Annotated in this window: 11 protein-coding genes; all 11 read left to right on the forward strand. The window is 30.0% G+C overall.

Annotated elements, in window-relative coordinates; genetic code table 11:
* Nucleotides 1-22: 22 nt before the first annotated feature.
* The 11 genes from yfmF (at nt 23) to ftsW (ending at nt 12,728) form a co-directional block, all read left to right on the forward strand.
* On the forward strand, nt 23-1,291 hold the full coding sequence (gene yfmF, locus ACFWUA_RS09685; RefSeq protein ID WP_416197816.1) for an EF-P 5-aminopentanol modification-associated protein YfmF: 1,269 nt from the start codon (nt 23-25) through the stop codon (nt 1,289-1,291).
* Nucleotides 1,292-1,311: 20 nt separating this feature from the next.
* Complete coding sequence (gene yfmH / locus ACFWUA_RS09690; protein WP_416197817.1) at nt 1,312-2,598, forward strand: EF-P 5-aminopentanol modification-associated protein YfmH; 1,287 nt, start codon at nt 1,312-1,314, stop codon at nt 2,596-2,598.
* A 71-nt stretch (nt 2,599-2,669) separates the two neighbouring features.
* On the forward strand, nt 2,670-3,407 hold the full coding sequence (gene lgt / locus ACFWUA_RS09695; RefSeq protein WP_416197818.1) for a prolipoprotein diacylglyceryl transferase: 738 nt from the start codon (nt 2,670-2,672) through the stop codon (nt 3,405-3,407).
* Between the two features lie 223 nt (nt 3,408-3,630).
* A complete protein-coding gene (gene mraZ, locus ACFWUA_RS09700; protein ID WP_416197819.1) occupies nt 3,631-4,062 on the forward strand; it encodes a division/cell wall cluster transcriptional repressor MraZ in 432 nt (143 codons plus the stop codon).
* 17 nt (nt 4,063-4,079) lie between these two features.
* Nucleotides 4,080-5,012, forward strand: coding sequence for a 16S rRNA (cytosine(1402)-N(4))-methyltransferase RsmH (gene rsmH / locus ACFWUA_RS09705; RefSeq protein ID WP_416197820.1), 933 nt, complete (start codon nt 4,080-4,082; stop codon nt 5,010-5,012).
* 30 nt (nt 5,013-5,042) lie between these two features.
* Nucleotides 5,043-5,519 carry a cell division protein FtsL gene (gene ftsL / locus ACFWUA_RS09710; RefSeq protein WP_416197821.1) on the forward strand — a complete coding sequence of 159 codons (477 nt, stop codon included), beginning with the start codon at nt 5,043-5,045 and terminating at the stop codon, nt 5,517-5,519.
* A 12-nt stretch (nt 5,520-5,531) separates the two neighbouring features.
* On the forward strand, nt 5,532-7,706 hold the full coding sequence (locus ACFWUA_RS09715) for a stage V sporulation protein D (protein WP_416197822.1): 2,175 nt from the start codon (nt 5,532-5,534) through the stop codon (nt 7,704-7,706).
* A 73-nt stretch (nt 7,707-7,779) separates the two neighbouring features.
* Nucleotides 7,780-9,246, forward strand: a complete 1,467-nt coding sequence (locus ACFWUA_RS09720; protein ID WP_416197823.1) for a UDP-N-acetylmuramoyl-L-alanyl-D-glutamate--2,6-diaminopimelate ligase — start codon at nt 7,780-7,782, stop codon at nt 9,244-9,246.
* Nucleotides 9,247-9,272: 26 nt separating this feature from the next.
* Nucleotides 9,273-10,238 (forward strand): phospho-N-acetylmuramoyl-pentapeptide-transferase, encoded by a 966-nt coding sequence (mraY, locus tag ACFWUA_RS09725; RefSeq protein ID WP_416197824.1) that lies wholly within the window; start codon nt 9,273-9,275, stop codon nt 10,236-10,238.
* A 22-nt stretch (nt 10,239-10,260) separates the two neighbouring features.
* Nucleotides 10,261-11,625, forward strand: coding sequence for a UDP-N-acetylmuramoyl-L-alanine--D-glutamate ligase (gene murD, locus ACFWUA_RS09730; RefSeq protein ID WP_416197825.1), 1,365 nt, complete (start codon nt 10,261-10,263; stop codon nt 11,623-11,625).
* Nucleotides 11,625-12,728 carry a putative lipid II flippase FtsW gene (ftsW, locus tag ACFWUA_RS09735; protein ID WP_416197826.1) on the forward strand — a complete coding sequence of 368 codons (1,104 nt, stop codon included), beginning with the start codon at nt 11,625-11,627 and terminating at the stop codon, nt 12,726-12,728. The genes murD and ftsW overlap by 1 nt, the downstream gene beginning before the upstream one ends.

The raw sequence follows: 12,728 nt of genomic DNA on the forward strand, positions 1-12,728 counted from the left end.
AAGATTTGAGGAGGGTGGAATTGTGTCATTGTCAAATTTAAGAGTAAATATAACTGAAGGTATGAACTTAAATCTTATTAAAACTGATAAATTAAAGTCAAATTTGATTAGTTTTTATATCATAATGCCTTTAAATCGCAAAGATGCTACAAAAAACGCTTTAATACCACTGGTTTTGAAGAGAGGAACAAAAAATTACAGTACAAATCTAGAACTTGAGAGAAAACTTGAAGAAATGTATGGTTCATCCATGAGTATAAATATAAATAAAAAAGGAGAAAGACATGTTTTGAGATTTACTATAGAGTTTCCTAAGGGTATGTATGTAAATGATGAGGAATATTTTACAGATGTGATAAAAATGTTAAGGGAAATAGTATATGAACCTTATTTAGAAAACAATTTTTTTAGTCATAAATATGTAGAACAAGAAAAAGAAAATTTAAAGAGAATTATTGAAGGAAAAATCAACAACAAGAGAGATTATGCCATAAATAGATGCATAGAAGAGATGTGTAGAAATGAAAAATACAGCGTATATGAATATGGTTATACTGAAGATTTAGATAAAATAAATGAAGAAAATTTATATGAACATTATAGATATATTTTAGAAAAATTCCCTATAGAGATATTTTACGTAGGAGAATTTGATGAAAAACTTATAGTTAATATAGCAAATATTTTTAGAATTGATAGGAGAAATATTGTTGAAGTTCCTAGGGAAAAAATTGCAAGTGTGATACAGACCAAAAATATGGTTTATGAAGACATGGATGTAAATCAAGGAAAGCTTGTTATAGGTTATAGAACTAGCCTTCCTTATGAAGATAAGTTGTATAGTAGTGCAATACTAGCAAATTATATATTTGGGGGAGGGCCAAATTCAAAACTTTTTAGAATGGTCAGAGAAAAAGAAAGTTTAGCTTATTATATTGGCTCAAGTATGTATAAATATAAATCTCTTATACTTATAGATGCTGGAATAGATGTAGATAATTTAGAAAAAACTATAGAAATAATAAGAAAGCAACTAGATGAAATGAGAAATGGATTGTTTACAGAAGAAGAAATTAAAATAGCAAAAAAATCTGTATCTAGTCAAATGAAGTCTATAGTAGATAGCAATTATTTAATAAGTGAATATTTTTTAAGCAGAGTTATATCTAATGATAGTAGAACTATTGAGGAAATTGTAGAAGATATTTATAAAATAAATAAAGAGGATATCAAAAAAGCATCAAATACCTTTTATTTAGATACAATTTATTTTTTGGGAAAAAAGAATTGATGATTTAGGAGGGAATTTTTTTGGATAAAAAAGTATACAGGAACAACAAGATAAATGAAGAAGTTATTTCTTGTGAATTGGATAGTGGATTAAAAATATATTTTATACCTAAAAAAGGCTATAGCAAAAAATATGCAATTTTTGCAACAAACTATGGTTCGAATGACAATAGATTTATACCTATTGGTGAAAAAAATGTATTAGAAGTTCCACAAGGAGTAGCACATTTTTTAGAGCATAAATTATTTGAAGAGCCAGATGAAGATATAATTGATAAGTTTTCAAGACTTGGAACGGATGTAAATGCCTATACAAATTTTAATCAGACAGCATATCTTTTTTCTTGCACAGACAATTTCTATGAGAGTTTGGAACTTTTAATAAAATTTGTTCAGAATCCATATTTTACAAATGAAAATGTGGAAAAGGAAAAAGGAATTATAGCACAGGAAATAAAAATGTATGAGGACAATCCTGGATGGAGGGTTTTTTTTAACTGTTTAAGAGGAATGTATTATGAACATCCAGTTAAAATAGATATAGCTGGAACAGTGGAAAGCATACAGAAAATTGATGTAAATATTCTTTACAAATGCTACAATACTTTTTACAATCCTAAAAATATGATTTTAGTTATGACTGGAGATATTTCTTTTGACAAGGCAGTTGAAGCTGTTGAAAGAGTTGAAAAAAAAGATATAAATTCTAGTGAAGATATAGTTCGAATATATAATGAAGAACCAAATAGTATCAAAGAAAAATACATTGAAGAAAAGCTTATCACCTATATGCCTATATTTGCTATTGGATTTAAAGAAAAGGATATTGGATTTTTGGGAGAAAAACTCATAAAAAGAGAGGTGACAACAAATATATTGCTAGATATGCTATTTGGTCAAAGTTCAGAGTTTTATCAAGAATTGTACAATGAAGGAATCATAGATGGCAGTTTTGGAGGTCAGTATACTGGTCATGAGAACTATGGTCATTCTGTTATATCTGGTCAGTCTAAAAATCCTGAATTAGTTCTTGAAAGGATAATTAAGTATTTAAATGAATTGAAAAGTAAAGGCTTAAAAGAAGAAGATTTTTTGAGAATTAAAAAGAAAAGTATGGGTTCCGATTTAATGGGATTTAATTCAGTAGAATTTATAGCCAACAATTTTGTTAATTACTATTTTTTAGATTATCTATTTATAAATCTTTTAGATGTATATGATAAAATTACTTTTGATGATGTATTTCATAGATTTAATTCACATTTTGACAAAGATAATTATACACTATCAGTTATAAAACCAATGTAATTTGACTTTAAAAAAATTTACTTGTGTGTTATTATTAAAAGATACTGATAAATAGAAAGGGGGCGGTTTATATGGACCCTGTAGCTTTCACATTATTTGGATTAGAAGTTAAATGGTATGGGATACTTATTTCTAGTGGGATTGTTATAGGAGCATTGTTGGCATTTAGGGAAGCAAAGAGAGTAGGATTTAAAGAAGATGATTTAATTGATGTATTGCTTTATGCTATTCCATTATCTGTATTGGGAGCAAGACTGTATTATGTAGCTTTTATGTGGGACTATTATGGGAAAAATCCCAAACAGATTTTAAATTTTAGAGGTGGAGGAATGGCCATACATGGAGCTCTAATTGCAGCAGTAGTTACAGCAATTATATTTTGTAAAAAGAGGAAGGTGAATTTTTGGCAATTAGTTGATATATGTGCTCCTAGTATTGTTCTTGGTCAGGCTATTGGCAGATGGGGAAATTATATAAATCAAGAAGCCTATGGCACTCCGACAGATTTACCTTGGGGAATTGTGATAGATGGAGTAAAAGTTCATCCTACTTTTTTGTATGAATCCATATGGGACTTTTTAGTTTTCATATTTTTAATGTGGTATAGAAAAAACAAATCTAAAGTAAATGGAGAAACGTTTTTGTTATATTTAGCACTATATTCTTTAGGCAGGTTTTTCATAGAAGGTTTAAGGATTGACAGTCTCATGTTAGGACCTATTAGAGTAGCCCAATTGGTAAGTCTAGTCATAGCAATATTAGCAATGATTATATTATTTTATAGGAAGAAAAAAGCAAGTATTTCATAAAAAACTTGTCAAAATAAAGTGGATTTTTGTCTACTTTATTTTTTTTATGATTTTTTCCTAAGAAATTTGTCAAAAACAAGTGAAAATGGGCTAAAAGTCCTATGAAATATTCAAAAATTTTTTCATTTCATTGAAGGATTTTAAGAAACTATATAGAACTAATAAGAAGTGGTTTAAAGTGGTGAGAAGTGGTTTGAAATGTTATACTTTTGGGGTGAGATAGATGTTCATTGGAGAATATCAGCATACATTAGATGACAAGGGAAGAATTACAATTCCATCTAGATTTAGAGATGATCTTGGTTCTAATTTTATCATGACTAAAGGTTTGGATAATTGTCTGTTTATTTACCCTAAAAGTGAATGGCATGTATTAGAGGAGAAATTGAAATCCTTGCCTTTAACTAGTAGAGATGCTAGAGCTTTTGTGAGATTTTTCTTTTCTGGTGCTTGCGAATGTGAATTGGATAAACAAGGCAGAGTACTTATACCATCTAATTTAAGAGTTCATTCAAAGCTAGAAAAGGATGCAGTTATCATAGGAGTATCTACTAGAGTTGAAATATGGAGCAAGGATGAATGGAATTTGTACAATGAAGATGAAAATTTAAGTTATGAAAGTATATCAGAAAAAATGGCTGAATTGGGAATATAAAATTAGGAGTTGATATTTTGAATTTTGAACATGTGCCAGTTATGCTTAATGAGGTTTTAGAAGGACTAAATATAAAAGAAGATGGAATATATGTAGATGGTACTTTAGGTGGTGCTGGTCATTCTATAGAAATAGCAAAGAGACTTAAATATGGCAAATTGATAGGGATTGATCAGGACATAAATGCTATAAAAAAAGCTAAAACAGTATTAGCACCATATGAAAATAGAGTCACTATAGTTAAGAACAATTTCAAAAATATAAAACTTGTACTTGAAGATTTAAATATAGAAGGTGTTGATGGAATATTACTTGATTTAGGTGTGTCTTCTCATCAATTAGATGAGGAATCAAGGGGGTTTTCTTATCAAAAAGATGCACCGTTAGATATGAGAATGGATTTAAGTCAAGAGTTTTCTGCTTGGGATATAGTCAATAAATATAGTGAATTAGAATTAGAAAAGATTTTATGGGATTATGGAGAGGAAAAATGGGCTAAAAGAATTGCAGAATTTATAGTAGAAGAAAGGAAAAGTAGAACTATTGATACTACTTTGGATTTGGTTTCGGTTATTAAAAAAGCCATACCAAAGGGTGCAAGACAAGAAGGACATCATCCGGCTAAAAAGACTTTTCAGGCAATTCGTATTGAAGTAAATGGAGAATTGAAGATTTTAAAAAATGCAATAATAGATGCAACTCATATGTTAAATGCAGGTGGGCGTATATGTATCATTACTTTTCATTCACTAGAAGATAGAATAGTTAAAGATACTTTTAAAGAATTATATCAAGATTGTATTTGTCCTAAAGAATTTCCAGTATGTGTTTGCAACAAGAAAAGAGAAATAAATATAGTGACTAGAAAGCCTATTGTACCTAGTATGGATGAAATACAAACAAATCCTAGGTCTAGAAGTGCTAAGTTGAGAGTAGCTGAAAAAATTTAATGTTCTATTCTAAAGGAGGTGTGAATAAATTTGTTAGTAGCTAAAACTGAAGAAAACTATTATTACAATGAAAATATTAGAGAGAATGTTAGAAACAACAATGTTTCAGACAGAAGAAGAAAAAATACAAGTAAAAAAAGCAATTCTAAAAATAAGTTGCAATTTATTGCTTCTGCAATTATAGCTTTAATGATCTGTTTATTAATATTATATAGATATGCACATATTACTCAATTAAGACTTGAAATCACACAATTGGAAAGTCAAAAAATAGAATTGGAAAAAGAAAAGCAAGATTTATTAGCTGAACTTGACAGAGTTAAAAGTTCTTCTAAAATAGAAGAGGATGCAAAAATAAAATTGGGAATGGATTATCCAACGGATGAGCAGATAGTTTATATTTCTATGGATGAAAATGTTCAGGATGATAAGGAAGTAGCAGAAGAAAATTTCTTTTTAGTTCAATATATTAAAAGTATGATGGATGCGGTATTAAAATTATTCTAGGAGGGTTAGTCGATGCCAGCACCTAGCAACATAACAAAGAAAAGATTAGTATTTATATTTTTTGCTGTATCTTTTATAACACTTTTTTTAACGATAAAGTTAGGATATATACAGATTGTAAAAGGAGAAGAACTAAAGAAGGGTGCTCTTGAGCAGCAAACTAAAGGCATTGAGATAAAAGCTAAAAGAGGAATAATATACGATACCAATGGGAAAAAATTAGCTATTAGTGTCAGTGCTTATACTGTGTGGTGTAGTCCAGCAGATGTAGAAAAACCTGAAGCTACAGCTAAAAAAGTTTCAGAAATACTTAATATGGATGAAGAAGAAGTATATAAAAAAATAACTAAAAGACAAAGAGTAGAAAAAATAAAGCAATGGATAACAAAAGAAGAGGCAGAAGAACTTAGAAAGGCAAATTTAAAAGGAATAGAAATAATCGATGACAATAAAAGGTATTATCCTTATGGAAGTTTTGCAAGCCATATTATAGGTTTTACGGATATTGACAACAATGGTCTATATGGAATTGAAAAAACTTATGACAAATATTTAAATGGTACACCAGGGAAATGGATAAAAAGCACTGATGCAAAACAAAGACAACTTCCTTATGGAAGTGAAAAAATGTATGAAGCTAAAGATGGACTAGGTGTCGTATTAACCATAGATGAAACAATACAACATTTTGCAGAAAAGGCAGCATTAGAAGCTTTGATTAAGAATAAAGCGAAAAATGTTTCTATAATTGTTATGGATCCCAATACTGGAGATATATTGGCTATGGCTTCGAAACCTGATTTTGATCCAAACAATCCGAGGGAACCTCTAGATGAAAACTTAAAAGAGGAATGGAAAAATCTACCTCAAGACGAACTTCAAAAGAAGTGGTATGATATGTGGAGAAATTTTGCGATAAATGATGCTTATGAACCTGGCTCTACTTTTAAGATTATAACTTCAGCTATTGGTCTTGAAGAAAATGTAGTATCTCCTGATAGCCATTTTTATTGTGGTGGATTTATTAATGATATACCTGGATCGAAACTAAAATGTTGGCGATATTACAATCCTCATGGGGATCAAACTTTTAAGGAAGGCGTTCAAAATTCTTGCAATGTGGTATTTGTAAATTTGGGAAGAAGAATTGGAAATGAAAGAATGTATAAATATATAAAGGCTTTTGGATTTGGTCAAACTACAGGAATAGATTTGACAGGTGAGCAAGCCGGTATTATTCCACCTAGTGCAGAAAACATTAAAGAAATAAATTTGGCTACTATATCTTATGGACAGGGAATTGCTGTGACTCCTATTCAACTTATAACTGCTATTTCTGCTGTTGGAAATGGTGGAAATCTCATGAAACCTAGATTGGTTAAAGAGTTAATAGATTCAGATGGAAATATTGTTCATAATTTTGAACCTGAAGTAAAAAGAAAAGTTATATCGGAAGAGACTTCAAAGCAATTGCTTGATATATTGGAATCGGTTGTTTCAGAGGGAACAGGGAAAAATGCATATGTTCCTGGATATAGAATTGGTGGGAAAACTGGAACAGCACAAAAGGTTATTGATGGGAAATATGCTCAAGGGAAATATATTTCTTCTTTTGCAGCCATAGCTCCAGTAGATGATCCTAAAATAGCTGTATTGGTTATAATTGATGAACCTACTGCCGGAGCTTACTATGGAGGAGTTATTGCTGGGCCTGTAATGGGTGAGATAGTAGAAGAAACTCTTAAATATTTAGATATAGAACCTAAATATACAGAAAAAGAAAGGGAAGAGTTTAACAATAAAGTAAAAGTCCCAGATGTTAGAAATAAAAATATAGTAGATGCTGGAAAGATACTTACAGATTTACAATTTAAGTACAATACAGAGACTATAGAAGTTACAGAAAAATCCATAGTCATAGATCAGTTCCCATTACCTGGAACAGAAGTAAGTAGGGGCGCTATTATAGATTTGTATTTAAATGATAAGAGAAAAAATTCGAATATTATAGTAATGCCTGAACTTACTGGTAAAAATAAAGATGAAGTAATTAAAATTTTAGACGAGATGAATTTAAAATATAAACTTAATGGGAATGGTACTGTTACAAGTCAGAAACCAAGTCCAGGTACAGAAATTGATGAAAATATAATAGTTGAAGTTGAATTTTCTGACATTAAAGAGTAATATATTAAAGGGCGACTTTATAGTTGCCTTTTAATTGATTTACAAATAAAGAAAAAACTAAAGAGGTGAAATCATGGAGCTTGAAACTCTTGTTAAAGGATTAGAAATTGAAAAAATAAATGGGAGTTTAGATAAAGATATAGTTGGAATTTGTTACAATTCTAGAGAAACAAAAGAAAAATATTTATTTGTTGCAATTGAAGGATTTAAAACAGATGGTCATAAGTACATAGAAGATGCTATAAAAAGAGGTGCTACTGCAATTATAGTTGAAAAAGATGTTGAAATATTAGATGAAGACATTACACTTATAAAAGTTAAAGATAGCAGAGCTAGTCTTTCTAAGGTGAGTTCTAATTTTTATGATAGTCCGTCGAAAAATATGGAGATGATAGGGATTACAGGTACAAATGGAAAGACTACTATTACTTATTTAGTGCAAAGTATTTTGGAATGTGCTGATAGAAAAACTGGAATCATTGGAACAATTGGAAGCGTTATAAATGGAGAATTGAAAAAAACTGAAAATACCACACCAGAATCATTGGTTATTCAAAAGTATTTGCATGATATGCATAGAGAAAAAATAGAGTATTGCGTTATGGAAGTTTCATCCCATTCATTGGATTTAAAGAGAGTTATGGATTGTAATTTTGATGTAGGTATATTTACAAATTTAAGTAGAGATCATTTGGATTATCATGAAACAATAGAAAATTATTTCAATGCAAAATTGAAATTATTTTATATGACTAGTAAATGCAATATAATAAATATTGATGATTTTTATGGACAAAAAATTGTTAAAAAAATTTCTTCAATTGATACTCCTATTCTTACCTATGGAATTAGAGAAAGTTCAGATATTTATGCAACTAATATAGAATATCATTCTAGAGGTGTTGATTTTGTATTAAATACACCAAAGGGCTCTATAGATATAAATTTAAATATTCCTGGTGAATTTAGCATATATAATTCTCTTGCAGCAGCTAGTTGTGGCTATTTTTATGGTATTGAGCTTGAAACAATAAAAAATGGTCTTGAAGCTGTAAAAGGGGTTAAAGGAAGATTTGAACTTGTTCCTACAGATAGAGATTTTACAGTAATAATAGATTTTGCACATACTCCAGATGGTCTTGAAAAAGTTTTGACTGCTATTGAAAAATTTAGGGAAGGAAGAATAGTTGTAGTTTTTGGAGCTGGGGGAAATAGAGATAAGACAAAAAGACCTATAATGGGGGAAACTGTCGGCAAGTATGCAGATTTTTTGATTGTTACTTCAGACAATCCCAGATATGAAGAACCAGAAGAAATCATAGATGATGTAGTAGAAGGAGTAAAAAAAGTCAATGCTAATTATATAAAGATAGTTGATAGGAAAGAAGCCATAGAATATGCTATAAAAAATGCAAAACCTAAGGATATTATTTTACTTGCTGGGAAAGGTCATGAAACATACACTATTATTAAGGACAATATAATACCTTTTGATGAAAGACAAATTGTCTTAGATACTTTAAAAAAATTGGATAATTAGTTTTATACAAGAGAGGAGAAATTACAATGATTGAATATACAGATGCGATAAGGATTACTGTTATTTCTTTTGCTATAACGATTATTTTGGGTCCAATACTTATACCACTTTTAAGAAAGTTAAAAATTGGGCAAAATGTTAGAGAGGAAGGTCCTAAAACTCACTTAAAAAAAAGTGGAACTCCTACCATGGGTGGAGTGATTATGCTTATTGCATTAATTATTACTACATTTACATCTGGAATGATGAATAGAGATATGTATGTATTGCTTTTATCTACTCTTGGATTTGGGCTCATTGGGTTTATTGATGATTATATAAAGGTAGCTAAAAAGAGATCTTTGGGATTAAAGCCTTATCAAAAACTTATTGGTCAAATTATATTGGCGACAATATTGGCAGTTTACCAATCTCATACTTCTGTATTGGGGACAAAAATACTTATTCCTTTTGCAGCAAATAAATATTTAGATTTAGGAGCTTTTTATGTGCCTTTCATTGTTTTTGTTGTAGTTGGCACTGTAAACAGTGTGAATTTAACTGATGGTCTTGATGGATTGGCTTCTGGTGTTACTTTGATAGTTCTATCTTTTTTTGGGCTCGTAGCTCTAAATTGGGGTATGACTAGTACTTCTATTTTTGCAGCAGCAATGGCAGGTGCATGTCTTGGGTTTTTGGTGTATAATTCTTATCCTGCTAGAGTTTTTATGGGAGATACAGGTTCTCTTGCCCTTGGAGGTGCTGTCTCAGCTATTGCAATACTTCTTAATTTGCCATTAGTCATTCCTATTGCTGGTGGAATATATTTCATAGAAGCTCTATCTGTTATTATTCAAGTCATATCATATAAATTGACTGGGAAAAGGGTCTTTTTAATGGCTCCATTACATCATCACTTTGAACAAAAAGGATGGCCAGAAACTAGAGTTGTAGCTGTTTTTTGGATTGCAACAGTTATACTTTGTTTAATTGGAATTGTAAGTGTAAATTAAATTAGAAAGCTAGGTGTTTGAAATGGATTTAAAAAATAAAAATGTACTTATTTTAGGATTAGGAATTAGCGGCGTTTCTACTGTTAAAGCTCTAGACAAATTGGGAGCAAATATTGTTATAAGCGATGCAAAAAAAGAAGAAGAACTAAAAGATTTTCTGGAAGAGATAGATTCTTATGGAGCTAAATTGTATTTAGGAACAAATGATATACCATTAGATGATATAGATTTGATCATAAAAAGTCCTGGAATTCCATTAGGGTTGCCTATTATACAAAAAGCCGAAAAACTTAATATTGAAGTTATGACTGATATAGAACTTGCCTATAGATTGAATATTAAAAATAAATTTATAGCTATTACTGGTACCAATGGGAAAACTACAACAACTACTTTGACAGGTGAATTTTTTAAAAAAGCTGGATATCCATGTCATGTAGTTGGCAATATTGGTGTGGGAATACTTTGGGAAGTAGTAAATTCAAGTGCTAATGATATCTTTGTTATAGAAACTAGTAGTTTTCAATTGGAAAGCACAAAATATTTCAAACCTAAGGTGAGTCTCATTATAAATATCACTCCTGATCATATAAATTGGCATGGTTCTTATGAAAAATATATAGAGGCAAAGAAAAAAATACTTATAAAGCAAGATAGTGAAGACTATACTGTATTAAATTATGATAATGATATTTTAAGAAGCATTAAAAATGAATTGCATTCAAATGTTATATGGTTTAGCACAAACAATACTTTAGATAGTGGTGTATATATAGATGGAGACTATATAGTTATAAATACTGGAAGTGAAAAAATAAAGGTTATGCCTTGGAATGAAATAAAAATTCCTGGTAAGCACAATCTAGAAAATGCACTAGGAAGTATAGCTATTGGATATGCTATGGGAATAGATATTGATACTATGGCTAATGTACTTAGAACCTTTGAAGGAGTAGAACACAGAATAGAATATGTAACTACTATAGATGGAATAAAGTTTTACAATGATTCAAAAGGAACCAATCCAGATGCAAGCATTAAAGCAGTTGAAGCTCTTAAAGGACCAATTGTACTTATAGCAGGTGGTATGGACAAAGGGACTGAATTTGATGATTTTGTTAAATCATTTGATGGAAAGGTTAAGTCTTTGGTGCTTTTAGGAGAAACTAAAGAAAAAATTAAACAAACTGCAATTAATCATGGCTTTAATAATATATATATAGTAAATAATATGAAAGAAGCAGTAAATAAGTGTTTTGAGCTAGCTGAAAATGGAGATGAAATATTGCTTTCACCTGCTTGTGCAAGTTGGGATATGTATAAAAGTTATGAAGAAAGGGGCAGGGATTTTAAAAAAGCTGCTTTTGAATTAAAGGAGGAAAAGTGATGGCGAAAAAGAGAGCTAGTGATTTTACTTTGCTCTTATCTACTATCCTATTGGTATTCATAGGAATTATCATGGTTTTTAGTTCTAGCTGGCCTGATGCAATATATAAGATGAAAGATGGATACTATTTTTTAAGGAAACAAATAATAGCCAGTGTATTAGGATTATTTATTCTATTTTTCTTTATGAATTTTAATTATAAAAAATTAGAGAAAATGGCTACTCCTATTTTCATTTTGTCATTGCTATCAGGGCTGTTGGTATTTACCCCACTTGGCAGGGAATTTAATGGTGCAAGGAGATGGGTATATATAGGCTTTACTACTTTTATGCCTTCAGATTTAATAAAAATAGGTTCTATAATATATATGTCATATTTTTTATCTAGAAATAGAGATAAAATCAAAAATTTAAAAAAAGGTGTACTGCCATCTCTTATCATTATAGGGATTTCATGTGGGCTTATAATTGCACAAAAAGACTTAAGTACAAGTGTTACTTTGGGATTGACTTTGATTAGTATGGTATTTGTAGCAGGAATTCAAATTGTATATTTAGTAGTTTTGGGTGTTATGGGGGGCTTTGGAATATATAAGGCAATTATGGCAGAAGAATTTAGAAAGATGAGAATGCTTGCATTTAGAGATCCTTTTTTATATAAAAATGACTATGGATGGCAAGCTGTTCAATCTCTTTATGCATTAGGTTCTGGAGGATTGTTTGGGTTAGGTTTGGGAAAGAGTAGGCAGAAATTCTTTTATATTCCTGAGCCATATAATGATTTTATCTTTTCTATTATTGGTGAGGAATTAGGTTTTTTAGGTTGTCTAACGGTTATATTATTATTCTTATTGCTTATATGGCGAGGGATAAAAATAGCACTGAATATTGATGATCTTTTCGGATGTTTTTTGGCTACTGGTATTACTGCACTTATTACAATACAAACTCTAATACATATAGCAGTAGTCACATCTTCTGTTCCTACAACTGGAATTCCATTACCACTTATTAGTGCTGGAGGTACTTCTCTTATACTATATATGGGTTCCATAGGAATACTTTTGAATATATCAAGGCATACGCAACTAGATAGGAGTTGA

The organism is Sporanaerobacter sp. (assembly GCF_047830725.1).
GTDB lineage: Bacteria > Bacillota > Clostridia > Tissierellales > Sporanaerobacteraceae > Sporanaerobacter.

Bases quoted from the DNA above. Each gene is read 5' to 3' on its own strand.
- lgt (WP_416197818.1), top strand. From the start codon at position 2,670: ATGGACCCTGTAGCTTTCACATTATTTGGATTAGAAGTTAAATGGTAT.
- mraZ (WP_416197819.1), top strand. From the start codon at position 3,631: ATGTTCATTGGAGAATATCAGCATACATTAGATGACAAGGGAAGAATT.
- ACFWUA_RS09715 (WP_416197822.1), top strand. From the start codon at position 5,532: ATGCCAGCACCTAGCAACATAACAAAGAAAAGATTAGTATTTATATTT.
- ACFWUA_RS09720 (WP_416197823.1), top strand. From the start codon at position 7,780: ATGGAGCTTGAAACTCTTGTTAAAGGATTAGAAATTGAAAAAATAAAT.
- mraY (WP_416197824.1), top strand. From the start codon at position 9,273: ATGATTGAATATACAGATGCGATAAGGATTACTGTTATTTCTTTTGCT.
- murD (WP_416197825.1), top strand. From the start codon at position 10,261: ATGGATTTAAAAAATAAAAATGTACTTATTTTAGGATTAGGAATTAGC.
- ftsW (WP_416197826.1), top strand. From the start codon at position 11,625: ATGGCGAAAAAGAGAGCTAGTGATTTTACTTTGCTCTTATCTACTATC.